Origin of the sequence: Nonomuraea sp. K271, assembly GCF_009908215.1 — a bacterium.
In the GTDB taxonomy this organism is placed as follows: domain Bacteria; phylum Actinomycetota; class Actinomycetes; order Streptosporangiales; family Streptosporangiaceae; genus Nonomuraea; species Nonomuraea longispora.
This window is the reverse complement of the sequence record NZ_JAAAHR010000127.1, coordinates 1-16,472: the sequence shown is the minus strand read 5'-3', so window position 1 is coordinate 16,472 and position 16,472 is coordinate 1. Positions and strand designations below refer to the sequence as shown.

7 protein-coding genes are annotated in these 16,472 nt (G+C 72.2%); 4 read left to right on the top strand and 3 right to left on the bottom strand.

The window, feature by feature from the left end; translation table 11 throughout:
- Position 1: 1 nt before the first annotated feature.
- Complete coding sequence (locus GUY59_RS33295; RefSeq protein WP_138204799.1) at positions 2-5,470, bottom strand: MupA/Atu3671 family FMN-dependent luciferase-like monooxygenase; 5,469 nt, start codon at positions 5,468-5,470, stop codon at positions 2-4.
- 246 nt (positions 5,471-5,716) lie between these two features.
- Between GUY59_RS33295 and GUY59_RS33290 the strand changes: the two genes are divergently transcribed.
- From GUY59_RS33290 to GUY59_RS33275, 4 genes are read left to right on the top strand one after another with little or no spacing between them, the layout of a single operon-like run.
- Positions 5,717-6,091 (top strand): phosphopantetheine-binding protein, encoded by a 375-nt coding sequence (locus tag GUY59_RS33290; protein ID WP_138204801.1) that lies wholly within the window; start codon positions 5,717-5,719, stop codon positions 6,089-6,091.
- Positions 6,084-10,928, top strand: a complete 4,845-nt coding sequence (locus tag GUY59_RS33285; RefSeq protein WP_161714820.1) for an SDR family NAD(P)-dependent oxidoreductase — start codon at positions 6,084-6,086, stop codon at positions 10,926-10,928. Before GUY59_RS33290 ends, GUY59_RS33285 begins: the two co-directional genes overlap by 8 nt.
- Before the next feature lie 5 nt (positions 10,929-10,933).
- Positions 10,934-14,044 (top strand): non-ribosomal peptide synthetase, encoded by a 3,111-nt coding sequence (locus GUY59_RS33280; protein WP_161714819.1) that lies wholly within the window; start codon positions 10,934-10,936, stop codon positions 14,042-14,044.
- Between the two features lie 3 nt (positions 14,045-14,047).
- Positions 14,048-14,782 (top strand): thioesterase II family protein, encoded by a 735-nt coding sequence (locus GUY59_RS33275; protein ID WP_138204808.1) that lies wholly within the window; start codon positions 14,048-14,050, stop codon positions 14,780-14,782.
- 6 nt (positions 14,783-14,788) lie between these two features.
- Here GUY59_RS33275 and GUY59_RS33270 read toward each other — a convergent pair whose 3' ends face one another.
- Entirely contained in the window at positions 14,789-16,294 is a 1,506-nt protein-coding gene (locus GUY59_RS33270; protein WP_138204810.1) for a condensation domain-containing protein, read from the bottom strand.
- Positions 16,188-16,472, bottom strand: a 285-nt coding sequence (locus tag GUY59_RS33265) for a phosphopantetheine-binding protein (protein WP_236667745.1), incomplete at its 5' end; no start/stop codon positions are given. The genes GUY59_RS33270 and GUY59_RS33265, both read right to left, overlap by 107 nt.

The window sequence follows — 16,472 nt, the reverse complement described above, 5'->3', positions numbered from 1 at the left end:
CCTAACGTTGGCCGGGCGCGGGGATCAGCCCACGCCTGTGCCAGTGCGCGACGTAGGTGGCGAGCAGCCGCCGGTCCACGGGAGGGCATGCGATTCCGGTCCCGGTCAGCGCGCTCAGCGTGGCGGAGCAGTCGATGCGCAGGTGTTCGAGCCTGGCGCCGTGACGCGCCGTCTCGGCCAGGCCGCCCGACTCGCCGACCAGCGCCAGTTCGTCCAGCAGCCCTTCCGGCGCGGGGCCTGCCGGCAGATCCCCGCGCTGCCACCTGTCATACGGAACGAGATCCATCTGGTGCCCGGCGGCCCTCAACGACTCCACCACGTCCCGCCACGGGACGTGCGGGTGCGGGTTGAACAGGTGGAAGGCGCCCCCTGTGGCGCCCTCGTCAAGCGACAGGCGCACGATCGCGGCGGCGGCGTAGTCGACCGGTGTCAGGTTGACCACGAGATCGAGGTCCGGCGCGGCGCCCAGGCGCAGGCAGGTGCGCAGCAGCGTGAAGGTGGTGTCGTGGCTGTTCCAGTAACCGGTGCGGGTGTCGGCCGCTAGGTTGCCCGGCCGCAGCACCGTTCCGGCCAGACCGCGCAGGAACGCGGCGCCGACCAGCCGCTCGGCGACCCACTTGCTCTGGGCGTACGCGCCCGGCAGGAGGCCGTCCGCGGCGATCGGCGCGTCCTCGCGACGCGGGACGCCGTCGGGGAACACGTCGAGGCTGGAGACGTGGTGCAGCCGCTTGGCCCGGCCGGTGGCGGTCAGCCGCAGCACCTCGGCGGTGCCGTCCACGTTGGGGCCCTTGAGCACGGAGTACGGGTAGAGCAGGTGAACCATCGCACCGGCGTGGTAAACGGTGTCCACCAGCTCCGCCAGGCGGGCGAACGCGGGCTGGCCGAGACCGAAGCAAGGGTCGGCGAGGTTCCCCGCGATCGGCACGATCCGCGCCGCGTACTCCGGCCGCCACAGGTCGGCGGCGCGCAGCGCGTCCTCGATCTCCTTGCCTGCGGCGGCGTCGTCCGAGGCGAGAACCAGGCAGTGCGCCACGGCTTCGGTGCGGTCCAGCAGCTCGCCGAGCAGGACCCGGCCGAGAAACCCGGTTGCGCCGGTGACCAGCGCCTGGCGCGGCGGGCCCCAGGGAGCGGTCCTCGGCCGGATGCCAGGGCTCAGCTCGGCGTCGGCGGCCAGCTCGGGCGCGGCCGCGGGCACCTGGGCGGCGAAGCGCCCGGTCTGGATGGCGCGGGCGAGCTCGCCGAGCGTCGGTGCCTCGAAGACGGCGCGCAGGGGCAGCGCCAGCCCCATCCGGGCGCGCACCGCCGTCGCCATCTGCACGGCCATCAGCGAGTGGCCGCCCAGGGCGAAGAAGTCGTCGCCGACGCCGACCGCGGACCGGCCGAGCACCTCACACCAGATGGCGGCCAGCGCCCGCTCCTGCGCGGTTCGGGGCGGGCGGCCCGGCTGCGGCGTTCCGGTCGGTGAGCCGGTCGTGCCGGGTGGCGGGACGGCGCCCAGGGCGCGGCGGTCGAGTTTGCCGCCCGGCGTCCTCGGCAGCTCGCCGGTCTGTGCGATGACTCCGGGGACCATGTACGCGGGCAGGACCCGGCGCAGGCCGGCGCGAACCGCGTCGGGGTCGAAGGGGCGTCCGGGGTGGAGCACCAGATGGGCGGCGAGCCCTCCGGCGTGCGGGACCACGGCCGCCTCCGCGATACCGTCGAGCTCGCGCAGCCGCGTCTCGACCTCGCGCGGTTCGATGCGGAAGCCGCGCACCTTCACCTGGTCGTCGGCGCGCCCGGCGAAACGCAGCGTGCCGTCGTCGGCCCAGTAACCGCGGTCACCGGTCCGGTAGAGCCGGGCGCCGGGCGGCCCGAACAGGTCGGGGACGAACCGCTCCGCCGTCAGCCCCGGCGCTTCGAGGTATCCCCGGGCGACCCCCTCGCCGCCGATGTAGATCTCTCCCATGACGCCGGGCGGAGCGGGCGCCCCGGACGGCTCCAGGACATGCACCCGCTCGCCGGAGAGCGGCCGCCCGATCGGCACCGCGCCCTCCCCCGCCTCCAGTCGCTGCGCCGCCGACCAGATCGTGGTCTCGGTCGGCCCGTACATGTTCATAACCGGCCCCCCGACACGTTCGCGCGCCTGTGCGGCCAGGGCCGAGGGGAACTCTTCGCCACCCACCAGCAGCGCCACGACGCCACTCCAATCGCGGGACTCGACGAGTTCGGAAGCCAGCAGGGACGGGGTCAGCTGCACATGCGTGATGCCTCGTTCCTCGATGAGCCGGGCGACCGACGGCTGCGCGGCCCGCGCGATCTGCAGGCGGGCCTCCTGCGCGGCTTCGGCCAGCGCCGGCAGCCCGGCGATCACCGACTCGTACGGCAGGCCCATGTCGATCAGGCAGGCGAGCTCGTCCACGCCGAGGTCGTGGAGCTCCCGGGCGCGCGCGGCGCAGCTCTCGGGTGTGCCGATCAATCCGCTGTGCTCGAAGAACCGGTCGAAGGCCTGCGACATCAGGAAGTCGACGTCCTCTTCCGTCAGCGAGTCCGCCGCGGCCCGGTCCTGCCCCATCGCGGCCAGCAGGTTGCCCATCAGGCCGAACGAGGTCCGCAGATAGCGCAGGAACGGCTCGCGCATCGTCCGCCTGATCTCGTCGACGTCGTCACCGACGTACGTGTGCAGCATCAGCGTGACGCGCCCGGCTCCCGGGTCGTGGCCGTGCGCCGCCCGCGCCGCCCTGTAGGCCGCGATGTGCGCCCTGAGCTGCTCCTTGTCCTGGCCCAGCAGGTGCGTCAGGACGTTGGCCCCCAGTTCGCCGGCGAGTTCGAAGGTGCCTCTGCTGCCACCGGTGGTGAGCCAAAGGGGCAGGTCGTCCTGGACCGGTCGGGGGTGCGTCCGGACCTCGGCGTCGCCGCGCGTGCCGGTCCTGCGCCGCACTGTCCCGCCGCGCCACAGAGCGCGTACGGTCTCCAGCCGTTCGCGCATCACCTCGCGGCGCCGATCGAAGGAGGCCGGGTCCAGAGCGAAGTCGGTGGGGTGCCAGCCGGAGGCCGCTGACAGGCCCACCCGGCCGTCGGACAGACGGTCGAGCACCGCCCACTGCTCGGCGACCCGGATCGGATCGTGCAGCGGGAGGACCACGCTACCGGCCCGGATGGCGACTCTCGTGGTGACCGACGCGATCGCCGCCGAGGTGACCGCCGGCTGCGGGAACAGCCCGCCGAACTCGTGGAAGTGCCGCTCCGGCGTCCAGACAGCGGCGAAGCCGTTGCGGTCGGCGAACCGGGCGCCGTCGAGCAGCAGCCGGTATCCGTCGGCCGTGCCGTGATTGCCGAAGTAGAACAGGCTGACGTCCAGCCCCGACCGCGGCTGCGAGCCACCGGTGCCGCCCGCGTGGATCACCACCTCGAAGCCGCAGGTCAGCGTCCAGAGCAGTTCGAGCACGGAGATGTCGAACGAGACGCCGGTCACCGCGAGCCACCGCCGCCCGGCCCCGTCCGGCTCCGGCACCGTCTCGTCCATGGCGTCCAGGAACGCGCTCAGGTTGCCGTGGGTGACGAGGACGCCCTTGGGGCGGCCGGTGGAGCCGGAGGTGTACATGACGTAGGCGAGGTCGCCGGCCGCCACCGGGACGCGGACGGGGTCCGCCCGTAGCGTCGGAAGGTCGTCCACCCGCAGAGCCGTCACCCCAGGGGGCAGCCGTCGGGAGAGCGATCGCGAGGTGAGCACGCTTTCGGCTCCCGAGCCGGCCACCAGGTCGCGGAGCCGATCCGCCGGATGGCCTGGGTCGAGCGGCAGGTAGGCGGCGCCGGCCCTGAGCACGGCGACGAGCGCCGCCACCAGCTCGGCCGAGCGGGCGAGCAGGACCCCGACGACGTGTCCCGGCCCTGCCCCGTGGGCGCGCAGCAGCCCGGCGAGTTCGTCGGCGCGCCGGTCCAGTTCCCGGTATGTGAGCCGGGTGCCGAGGCACTCGACCGCGCAGGCGTCGGGGCTTCTGCGGGCCTGCTCCGCGATCAGGTCGTGGACGAGTCTGAGCTCGCCCGCGGCCGGAGCGGTGGTCCCCCAGTCCAGCACCTGCCGACGGTCTCCGTCGGTGCTCATGGCCAGGGCGCCGATCGGCGCGTCGGGGTCGGCGGCCGCCGCTGCGGCGAGGCATTCGAAGTGGGTCGCGATCCGCCGGGCGCTGCCGGGCTCGAAGAGCTCCGCGTTGTACTCCAGTCGCCCGCTGATCCGGCCGTTCCGCTCGGTGAGCGACAGGTCGAGATCGTACCGCGACACCCCCAGGTCGTGCCGGAGGAACTCCAGCCGCACCTCCCCCATGTCGATCCGGCCTTCCGGCAGGTTGTGCAGGCTGAACAGCACCTGGAACACCGGGTGGTGGCTGACGTCCCGCTCGGGGCGGAGCTCCTCGACGATCCGCTCGAACGGAACCGCCTGGTGGGTAACCGCGTCCAGCACCACCTCGCGGACTTCGGCGACGAGCCGGCGGAAGGTGGTGTGCGGCTCTGTGGACAGCCGCATGACCAGGGTGTCGGCGAAGTAGCCGATGACTCGCTCGAACTCGGCCCGGCCCCGGTTGGCGGCCGGGCTGCCCACCAGCAGGTCCGTCTCGCCGGTGTAGCGGTGCAACTCGGCGGCGTAGAGGGCGAGCAGGACCATGTACAGGCTGGCGCCGACCGAAGCGCCGACCTCCCGCAGGCTTGCGACGACCGGCGCGGGCAGCGTCACCGGGGTCTCCCCGCCGATGTTCGCGCGTACCGGCGGGCGTGGCCGGTCAGTCGGCAGGGGCAGCAGCGCCGGCGCTCCGGCGAGTTGCCCGCGCCAGTACGCCAGGTCCTCCTCGCCTGCCGCCCCGGCCAGCCTTTCGCGGCCGGCCTCGACGAAGTCCGCGTATCCGGCGCTGGGGGCGTCGTCGGCCCGGTCGCCGTGAACCGCGGCCCGGTAGGCCGCGCAGAGCTCCTCCCAGAACAGGTTGACCGACCAGCCGTCGGCCACGAGGTGGTGCAGGCATACGACCAGGACGTGCTCGCGCTCTCCGAGCCCGAACAGCTTCGCTCGGAGCAGCGGGCCTCGCTCCAGCTCGAAGGGCAGACGCAGGAACGCGGCGACATGCGCGTCGATCGCCGCTCCGGCCTCGTCACGGAGCTCGACGAACGGCAGCGGCACCTCCACCCGGTCGAGAAACCGCTGCCGCGGCTCGCCGTCACCCGGCAGGACCACTGCGCGCAGCACATCGTGCCTGGCCACCACGGCGGCCAGCGCCGCGGCGAGCGCCTCCCGGTCGAGATCGCCGGAGAGCCTGACGACCGACGGCAGGTGGTACGCGGCGGAGCCCGGCGACATCTGCTCCAGGAACCACAGCCGCCGCTGCGGAAACGACAGCGGGACGGAATCCTCCCGGGCACGTTCCGGCTCGGGTTCCCCGCTTCCCGCGAGTTGCTCGCGTAGCCGGTTCAGCCGCTCGGTAGCCGTTTCGTTCCGACTCGTCATGGCACCTGGGCGGACGATTTCGCGGGCACCGGAATTCTTCCAAGAACCGTCACCGCTACATCATCTGACACGACCCATTCATCTCCCATTCGACGGCCTTACGATCACCTTTCACGGAGCTTACAAACACGCCTTCACCTGGCATGAAATGCCGTCGAAAGAACTGATCATGACAATGGACTAGCCGCGCCAGAATTAGCTAGTCTCCGAATCGGTGAGACAATTCCACCGCCAGGAAAGGTGACAATGTACGACGGCGCCGAAGAAATCCAGGACGAAGCCGAAGAAATCCAGGACGAACTCGTCCGCATGGCGACCGACATTCTGGGCACGCCCGTCCGTCCGGAGTCCGGGCTCCTGGAGAGCGGGATGACCTCGGTCGAACTCATCACGTTGTTGGAGCGCGTCAGCGCGAGATGGCAGGTGGAGTTGCCGGTCGACGTGCTCTTCGACCGCGGAGACCTCGTCGGCGTGGCCGAGCGCGTCCATGCAGCGACGCGCTCCGCCACACCACCACCCCGGGCCGCCGTCCCCGTCGCCCGAAGCGCGGGCGGGACGGCGGCCGACCGGCGGGCGATGCGCCACCGGATTCGAGCATCCCTTGGGGATCACCGTGAATGATCTGTTCGAGCCGATCGCGATCATCGGCATGAGCGCCCGTGTGCCTGGGGCGAACGATGTGAGCGAGTTCTGGTCCAACCTCGCCCACGGCCGCGAGACCGTGTCGTTTCCCGATGACGAGTCCCTGCTGGCCGTGGGAGTGCGGCCGGAGGAATTGGCCGATCCGTCGTACGTGCGCGCCGTGCCGCTGATGCCCGACGTCGCCGGGTTCGACGCGGACCTGTTCGGCATGAGCGTCAGGGAGGCGGAACTCCTCGATCCCCAGATCCGGGCGTTCCTGGAGATCACGCACGCGGCTTTGCTGAACGCCGGCTACGACCCGTACCGGATCGGCGGCTCCGTGGGGGTCTTCGGCACCACCGGCCCGACCGACTACCTCCGCCGGCACGTGCTGCGCCGGCCCGAGCTGGTCCACAGCGCCGGCGGGCTCACCCTGATGGTGACCAACAACCTCGACTACCTGGCCACGCTGGCCTCGTACAAGCTGGACCTGAAGGGGCCCAGCTTCACGGTGTTGTCCGCCTGCTCCAGCTCCCTCGTCGCGCTCAACCTCGCTCAGCAGTCGCTGCGGCTGGGAGAGTGCGACATGGCGGTGGTCGGCGGCGCCCACGTGCACTTCCCGTACGGCCACGGCTACCGCTGGACGCCCGGCGGCATCATGAGCCGCGACGGCCACTGCCGGGCCTTGGACGCGTCGGCCACAGGCACCATTTTCGGCAGCGGAGCGGCCGCTGTCGTCGTCAAACGGCTCGACGATGCCTTGGCCGACGGCGACGACATCCGGGCCGTGATCGCTGGCATCGCCGTCAACAACGACGGGGCGGTCAAGTCCAGCTTCAGCGCGCCTTCTGTCGCCGGGCAGGCCGCCGTCATCAGCGAGGCGATGTCGTTGGCCGGCTTCGGCCCACGGGACATGTCGTACGTGGAGATGCACGCCACAGGAACACTGCTCGGAGACCCGTCGGAGATCGCCGGGCTGACCCGGGCGTTCACGGCACTCTCGCAGGAGCCTCTGGAACCCGGCTCCTGCGTGGTCGGCTCGGTCAAGTCGAACGTGGGGCATCTGGTGTCCGTCGCCGGACTGGCCAGCCTGCTCAAGGTCGTGCTCTCGCTGGAGAACGAGCTGTTGCCGCCCTCGATCAACATCTCCGAGCCCAATCCGAAGCTGAACCTGGACCGCACGCCGTTCATCATCGACGACAGGCCGCGCCCATGGCGGCGGGATCCCGCCCACCCGCGCCGAGCCGGCGTCTCCTCCTTCGGCGTCGGCGGCACCAACGCGCACATGGTCCTCGAAGAGGCGCCCGCACGGCGCGCCGTGCGCGGCGACGGCCGTCCGCGCATCACGGTCTGGTCGGCCAAGACCCACGAGGCCGAGGGGGCGCAGCGGGCTGCGCTGACGCGCTTCTTCGCCGAACTCGACGAGGACCGCTTCCCTGACGCCACCGCCACCCTGCAGCAGGGGCGCACGCCGTACGGCGTGCGCGGGGCCCTGGTCAGCACCGGTGCCGCGGCGACGACCCGCGCGCTGGCAGGGCCGGTCACGGTGGGCGAGGCGGCCGAACGGACCCGCGTGGTGTTCGCCTTTCCGGACGCGCGCGCGTCCGGCGTCGGCCCGATGCGCATGCTCTACGGCGCGGTGCCCGCGTTCACCGTCGCGCTCGACGAGATCGTCGAACAGGTCGAGTCGTATGGCTCGACGACGCTGCAGGCATGGCTGGAGGGGCGGGCGGACGACGGCGTCAGCGGCTTCATGGCCCAGCTCGCCCTCGCACACACCTGGCGGGCCTGGGGTCTGGAGCCCGACGAGGTGGTGGGGGCGGGGACCGGCGCCTTCGCCGCCGCCGTGGCCGCCGGGGCCCTCGATGTCGAGCAGGCGGTCAAGCTGCTTTCCACAGGAGCCCCGCCGCCGACCGCTTCCCTCGGTCAGTCCGCCGTGCCCTGTCACGTGCTCGCCGCCGACAGCCCGCTCGAGGTCCCCCAGGCGACGGACGGGGCGACGGTGCTGGTGATGGATGGCCGGTCCACGGCCGGCGACCACGTCCCCGCGCTTGACCCGGAGATCGCGGACGGTCATGTGGCGCTGCTCGCCACGGCCGCCCGGCTCTGGACGGCGGGCCACGCGCTCGACTGGAGGGCGCTGGATCCGGCCCGCCCGGTCCGCAGGATCGCTCTACCCGGCTACCCCTACCAGCGGCGGCGTAGCTGGATCGACCTGCCCGACGAAAGCGGGATGCCCGCGCGGCCCGCCCACACGTCCACCGGGAACGCCACGACACCGCAGCCCGCCGAGGACGCGTCGCCGGCGGACGCGGCCTCACCCCGACTCACCGCACTGACCTGGACCGAATCGCCGACGCCCGCACCGGCCGCGGCCCAGCCCAGGACGGCCGGTGACGCCCTGGTGCTGCTCCCGCCGGGCGAGCCCGGCAACCTCGTGATGGCCGCGCTGCGCATGGCCGGCTACACCCCGCTCGCGTTGCCCTGGCACGACCCCGCCGCCCGCGAGGGCGACGTCCTCGACCGGCTCGCCGGCGACGCCGCCCGCCTGGAGCAGGCCCTGGCCGCCATCGAGCGCCCGCCGATCCTGCTCGTGCACGCCACCACCGTGGACACCTGGACGACGGTGTCGTCGGGCACCGTGGACGAACAGCTCCGGCGCTCGTTCTGGAGCCTGTTCCACCTGGTCCAGCGCGCCTCACACGCGCTGCACCGGCTACCGGAGATCGTCGTGCTGACCCGCGAATCGGCCGACGTGTCAGGCAGCGAGCCGGTCTCCCCGGTCAAGGCCACCCTGCACGGTCTGATCGCCACGCTCCGCCAGGAGCTTCCTCGACGGTCCTGCAGGCTCGTGGACGTCGGCGCCCGCACCACGCCAGAAGACCTTGCCGCCGAGCTGCGCGCCGCGCACGACGACGGATTGGTCGCGCTGCGCGGCGAGCGCCGATGGACCAGGGGCGTCCGGCCGCTTCCCGCGCCGTCCCCAGGACAGGGCCTGCGCGAAGAGGGGCACTACCTGATCACCGGCGGACTCGGCGGGCTGGGGCTGGCGCTCGCCCGCGGCCTGGCCGAGACCGGGCTGCGGCCACGGCTGTCTCTGCTGGGCAGGCGCGCCCTCGGCGAGTCGGAAGCCGGCGTCACCGACCAGGTGGAGGAGATCAGGGCGCTGGGCGCGCACGTCGAGGTGCTGACGGGCGACGTCACCGACGGCGAACGCCTCCGCCTGATCCTCGACGACCTGACCCGAGCCGCGGGCCCCCTGCACGGCGTGTTCCACCTGGCCGGCCTGCCCGGCGGGGGCCTGGTGCAGCTCCGCGACCCGCAGGACGCCCTGGACGTGCTCCGCCCCAAGGTCCACGGCACCGTCGCGCTTGAGGAGGCCCTGCGCGGGCGTCCCGTGCTCGACTTCACCATGCTGTTCGCCAGCCAGGCCGGTGTGCACGGCGTGCTGGGAAGCGCCGACTACGCGGCGGCCAACAGCTTCCAGGACGCCAGCGCGACGGCCGTCGGCTTCACCGCCCGGCGGGTGATCGCGGTGGACTGGCCGGTCTGGGCGGACGTCGGCATGGCCGCCAGATCTTCCGTCGACGTCTCCGAGCTGGCCGCCGGCCGCGTCGCCCGCAGGACGGGTGGAAACGACCGATCGCTGCGCTGGGAGCGCACCGTATCCGCCACCGACACGTGGTTCCTGGACGAGCACCGTCTCGATCAGCGGCCCTTCGCCCCAGGGACCGCGCTGGTCACGCTCTTCCTCCAGAGCGCGCGCGAACTGGGGCTCGTGGACACAACGGCCGTGCTGGAGGACGTCGTGTTCGGCGCCCCGCTGCTCGCCTGCGGCCCGTGCCAGGTGCGGGTGGACCTGCACCCTGAGGGGTCCTGGTGGCGTGGTGCCCTGTCCTACCGGCTCGGCGACGGGGAATGGCTGCACAGCAGCACTGTCAGACTCTCCGGCGGGCCGTCCGGCGCTCAGGAACGGCGTGCCGACCTGTCGGAGTTCCTGCAGTCGCCACCGGCCACCGTACGACCGTCCGTCAGCGGACGGGCCGGTCGGCTCACCTTCGGACCGCGATGGTCGGTCGTCGAGAAGACCTGGCTGCGGGGCTCGGACATCGTCGCCCACCTGCGGCTGCCCGCCGCGTTCACCAGCGACCTCGACGAGTACCCCCTGCACCCGGCGCTCCTGGACATGGCGACCGGGCTGCTCTGCCACCACCGAGCCGAGCTGCTCCTGCCCTTCAGCTACCGCCGGATCACCGTTCACGACAAGCTGCCGGCGGAGTTCCACAGCCATGTCCACATCCGTGAGGACACGCCCAGGGCTCTGGTCGCCGATGTTGTCCTGGTCTCCTTCGACGGCCGGATCCTCGTGGAGGTCGAAGGCTTCACGATGCTGGTGAAAGCCGACGACGAGCCGCCGGAGGCCGCGCGGCGTCCGCGGCCCGTGCCCCTGGGGCTGCGACCGCGCGAGGGCGTGGAGATCGCGCTCGGGCTGCTGGCCGGACCCGCGCCGGCACAGGTCATGGTGAGCGCGGGGCCCGCCGGCGCCCAACCCCCACCGGCCGCCCCCGAGCGGGCGGTCGCGAACGAGCCAGCCGACGTCGCCGCCACCTTGCGCACGATCTGGGCGTCCGTGTTCGGTCAGGCCGAGGTGTCGGACGACGACGACTTCTATGCCGTGGGCGGCGACTCACTCGCAGCGGTCGAGCTGCTCGGCCACATCCGCGACGAGTTCGGCGTGGAGCTCAACACCGCGACCGTGTTCGAGACGCCCACCGTGCGCGAGCTTGCCGAAGCCATCGAAGAGACCATCGCCGCCGAGCGGAAACGGGACAGGTGAGTGTGGTGGCGGAACCGGACTACAGCCCGCTGAACAGCCGGGAGAGCGGTCAGTGGTTTCTGGGTCGGCTCGCCGGCGGCACCGGCATCGGCACCATCGCCTTCGCGGCCCGCTACCGTCGGCACCTGCGCTGGTGGCCCATGCGAGAAGCGCTGCGCCTGCTCGCCGCCCGGCACTCCGCGCTGCGCCAGACTTTCCCCGGCGTCGGCGGCGTCCCGTTCCGGAGAATCGCTCCGGCCGACGGGTTCGAAGTGCCGATCTCCGTCGTGGCCGCGACGGAGGAGGATCTGGACGGGCAGGTCGAGCAGGCGCTGGCCGAGCCGTTCGACCTGGGCTCCGGACCTCTCGTGCGGGCGACCCAGGTGCTTCTGGAGCGCGACAGCGTGCTCGTGCTGGCCGCGCACCACATCTCGGTGGACGGCCACTCGCTCAACGTCCTCGCCGACGAATTCGCCCATGCCTACCAGCACTTCGCCGAGGAGGAGCCGCTTCCCTCGTGGCTGCGGGGCCCGGTGCCCGCTTTCAGTCCTGCGACGCCGTCAGCCGAGGCCGTCGCCCGGGTGGCCGCCGACTTCGAAGGCATCGCGGGCGCCCCGGTGGGGCTGTCCGGCGCGCGGCCCTTGACCGGGACGCCCACGTTCGCCGGCGAGCCGGTGGCGGTACCCGCCGACCAGCGGCTGCATCACCGTCTCTCGGACCTGCGCTCGACCTTCAAGGTCACCCACGGCATGCTGATCCTTGCCCTTGGGGCGGTGCTGCTGCACCGGCACGGCGTCGGCGACGACCTAGTGGTCGGGGTGCCGCTGAACCTGCGCCACGGACCCGGGACCGGCCGGGCGGTGGGCTTCCACGTCTCGACCGTGCCGGTGCGTTTCCGCATGCCGCCGGGGACCACGTTCCGCCAGGTCGTGGCGCAGGCGCGGCAGAGCGTGCTGAACATGCTCGACGGTGAGCCCGTGTCCTACGAGGACCTCCTCCAGCATGCCGGTCACCACGCCGCCGACTGGCGCACCCCGCTGTTCCGGCACGTCATGAACATCCATCCGCTGAGCGGCGCCGCCGACCGGCTGCCGCTCGCGGGCGACGTGCGCGTGCTCGTGCGGGGCAGCCGGGCCGACCTGGAGCTGACCTTGGAACTGAACGACACCAGCCCGGACGTCTGCGCGCGCTACAGCACCGAGGTGCACGATCGAGAGGAGATTTTGGGTCTGCTACGCAGGTTCGCCCCATTGACGGCGGCCGTTCACGCCGCTCCCGACCTCGCGCTGACACGCCTGCCGATTCACAGCGAGCACGATCGTCACCTGATCGACGCGACGAACGCCACCACCGTCCCGCTGCCGGACACGACGCTGTGGCATCTGGTGCGTGAGCGTGCCGCGGAGTCGCCGGAGCAGCCCGCGATCGTGGGCGACGACGGGGAGACCTGGACGTACGGCCGCCTGTGGGACGAGGCCGGGCGCGTCGCCGGTTCCTTGGCGGCCCTCGGCGTCGGCCGAGGTGACCGGGTCGCGCTGGCGGGCGGGCGCGGCCCCCTACTGGCGGCGGCGGTGCTCGGCATCTGGGAGTGCGGCGCGTCGTACCTGCCGGTCGACCCCGCGGATCCCCGCCTGTCCGGCAGGCTCGACGGTGTCGCCGGGGTGGTGGCGACGGAGGGTGGCTGGAGACCGGAGGTGGCGGACGCCGGTTTCTTCGTCCTCGACCCGGCGAACCCCCCGGTTCCCGGCGGAGCGCGCCCGGGAACCGGGGTCACCCCCGCTGACAGGGCCACCCTGATCCACACGTCGGGCACCACGGGTCGGCCGAAGGGCGTCGTCGTCACTCATCGCGCCATGCTCAACGTGGTGCTGGCCTTCGCCGACGCCCTCGCGTTCGGACCCGGCGATCGGATGCTCTGGTCCACCACGTACGGCTTCGACGTGTCGGCCCTTGAGCTCTTCGTGCCGCTGGTCCGCGGCGGGACGGTGGTCACGTCCGGCGATGACGTGCGGCTGCGGCCCCGACGCCTGCTGCGCCTGGTCGCCGAGCGGGGAGTGCGCGTGGTGCAGGCCACACCGACGTTGTGGCGGCGGCTCGTGGACGCCGACGAGGGCGAGTTGTCGGGCGTGGTCGCGATCAGCGGCGGCGAGCCGCTGACCGCCGCGCTGGCCGAGCGGCTGCTGGCCCGGGGCTGCCGGATGTTCAACGCGTACGGGCCGACGGAGACGACCATCTGGTCGACCCTCGCCGAGATCACCATGCCCGTGACCGAGCCGGTGACGGTAGGACTCCCGATCGCGAACACCACCGTCCAGATCCGGGACCCCGCCGGAGCCGTGTGTCCGCCAGGCGTGATCGGCGAGCTGTGCATCGGCGGCGTCGGGCTGGCGGACGGCTACCTCGAACAGCCGGCTCTCACCGCCGAGCGGTTCGTCGCCGTCCCGGAGGGGCGCGAGTACCGGACCGGCGACCGGGCCCGCCGCCTCCCCGACGGATCCCTGGTGTTGCACGGCCGGGAGGATCGCCAGGTCAAGATACGCGGCCACCGCATCGAGCCGGGCGCGGTCGAGGCGGCGCTGGAGTCACACCCCGAGGTGCTGTCCTCGGCGGTATGCGCGGGACCCGGGCCGGACGGAGACGATGTCCTGATCGCCTTCTGCACCTCGCGGCCTGAGAGCGGCGACGAGGCGGAGTGGGCCGACCGGTTGTGGCGGCACGCGCGCGAGCATCTCCCGCCGCACGAGGTGCCCGGCCGGATTCTGCCGGTCGCCGCACTGCCGGTGACACCGAGCGGGAAGGTCGACCATGGACGACTGCGCGCCATAGTCCCCGCCAATACGCCGCCGCCACGGGAACCAGAAGACCCGATGACACGAGCGCTCCTCGCGATTTGGTGCGATCTCCTGGGCGTCCGCGTCGGCCAGGACGCGAACTTCTTCCTCCACGGCGGCCACTCCCTGCTGGCCGTGCGGCTGATCAGCGAGATCGCCGAACGACTGGGGCGTGAAGTCGATCTGGCGGAGCTGTTCTCCGCGCCCACCCCGGCCCGGCTCGCCGAGCGGCTGGGCGCCGGTTCGGAGACGCCGGAGGAGCAGGACCGGCCACCTGCCGGGCAGCAGAAGACCGTGGTGAGGTAGCCGATGTTCATCCCCGTTCTCCCCGACGCCGCGCCACGCCCGCCGGTCTACCTGTTCCCGCACGCCGGTGCGGCTCCCGCCGTCTTCGCGCCGTTCGCCCGCGCCTGGTCCGACCGCTTCCGCCTGTTCTGTCTGGACCTGCCAGGGCGGTTGGACCGATTCGACGAACCGGTCAGAACCAAGTTCGAGCCGCTCGTCCGCGATCTCGCAGCGACGCTCGCCGACGAGGTCCGCGGTCTCGGCGATCAGCCGTTCGTGCTGCTGGGCAGTTGCGGTGGCGCGTTCCTGGCCCTGGAGACGGCCCGTGCGCTGCGCGCGAAACGAGTGCGCGGTCCCGACGGGTTGGTGGTCCTGTCGACTCCGGCGCCGGATGTCGCGGTGCCGCCGCTCGGCGTGCCCGGTCTGCCGTCGGCGGCCCTATGGGAGGAGGTGATCGCGCACGGCGGGATCCCGGAGCGGCTCCGAGCCGACGCGTCCTTCCGCCGCCTGGCCGAACGCGCCCTGCGGGCAGACTACGCGCTCTACGCCGATTACCGGCATCTTCCCGCGCCGCCGCTGGACACCAGGCTCGTGGCCCTTCATGGCCGGGCCGACGGCGAGTTGCGCAGAGGCGAAGTGCTCGGCTGGCGCCGTCAGGCCGGCGGGCAGACGCTGGTGCGGGCGGTGGACGACGCCGGCCGGTGGCTCATCGACGAGGCTCCTGACGAGGTCGGCAGGGCCGTGGCCGAGTGCCTGTGAGGCCGATTACCGCCCGAGCCAGTCCTCGAGGTCGCGCAGCCGACTGTCAGGGCGCTCGGTGAGAATGCGCAGGGCGTCGGCGAAGTCGGCGAGCAGCCGTTCTGCATGGGCCCGGGTGTAGCCGAAGCCACCGTGGTGCAGGCTCAAGGTCACCTCGTCGCCGGTGGTGTGCCGCACCTGGAAGCCCAGGCAGGGGTCGGCCTCGACGCCGGTGCCGTCCACCAGCTCGGTGTCCAGCCCGGCGAATGCGGGCGCGGTGAAGTACTCGGTGATCGGATGCAGGAACACGTACGGCAGCCGCAGCCGCCGGCCGAGCTCGCCGGGGTCGTTGTCCAGGCGCCACCGCAGCAGCGGGTAACGCTGATGCGTCATGACGTTCATGCACCCGGCCCGGACCAGCCGGGCAAGCTCGGCAGGGGTTTCCGCCTGTCCGGCCAGGAACCGGTAGGCCAGCCCGTGGGCGCACCAACCGACCAGCTCGGCAAGGTCCCGGGAACGGTTGGCGGTGGCGCTGAGGACGCAGACGTCGGGATCGCCGGTGCGCCGCGCGAGGCAGAGCACCAACGCGGAAAGGTAGACCATGTGCGGGGTCAGCCGGTTGCTCCGCCGGAAGGCGCTGATCGACGCTCCGAGCCCGGTCGGCAGAGCGAGACTCACCGCACCAGGGGCGTTCCCGGCGGTCTCGGACAGGTCGAAGTCGGGGAGCAAGGTGTTCCAGCCGTTGGGCCGCCCGGCGAGGGTGGCGTCCCAGTAGGCCCGGTCGACGCGTGCCTGCTCGCCTCGGAAGTACGCGTCCTGCTGCTCGATCCAGTCCGCGAAGCTCAGGCCGGGGATCGGGAGTGTCTCGCCCTGGTAGGCGCGGGAGAGCTCGGCCCCGATGACGCCTACGGAGAGCACGTCCGCGATCATGTGGTCGATCTTCAATGACAGTAGCCAGTCGTCGCTCCCCAGTTCCCAGAGCCGGGCACTGGCCAGTGGCGGGACGCTCCGGTCGAACCGGTCGAGCAGTTCGTCGTCCAACGCCCGGACCAGCTCGGGCGCAAGCTCCGCGCCGGCCGCGACCGTCACAGACTTCTCCCTGATGAGGGGCCATTCGACCCGGTTGTGGACGCGATAGCGCAGCTCTTCCTCGCTCGGATGCAGGGACATGCGCAACGCGTCGTGCCGGGCGACGACCGCGCTCATCGCCGACGCCAGCCGTTCCGGGTCCAGCGGCCCCCTGATCCGGTACGCGGTTCGCAGCGTTCGCTGGGGGTGGTCGGGTTGCGCGTCCTCCATCGCGAATCGGTGTGCCTGCGCATATGACGCGCGGCCGGTCCGGAACGGGGCGCCGTGCGCCGAGCGGGCCGTGGTCTCAGGTAGCACCTGTCGGTTCCTTCCCCGGGTCTGTGTGGAAACAGTGGTGTCAACGTGTGAGGTCCGGCCGCTGGTCGCGACGGCCGCGAGCCAGGGCCAGGCGCTGCGCCGTCCCGCGTTCCCTCGCCTCTGCGGGCAGGTCGGCTTGATCGGCATCCTCGGCGGCCAGGAATTCGCGCAGGGCGGCGACGGTCGGATAGCGGAAGATGTCGAGCACGCTGATGGGCCGGCTCAGCCGTTCGGCAAGCCGGGTCTGCAGCCGGACGGCGAGCAGAGAGTCACCACCCAGATCAAAGAAATTGTCAAACACCCCCACCCGATCCACCCCCAACAC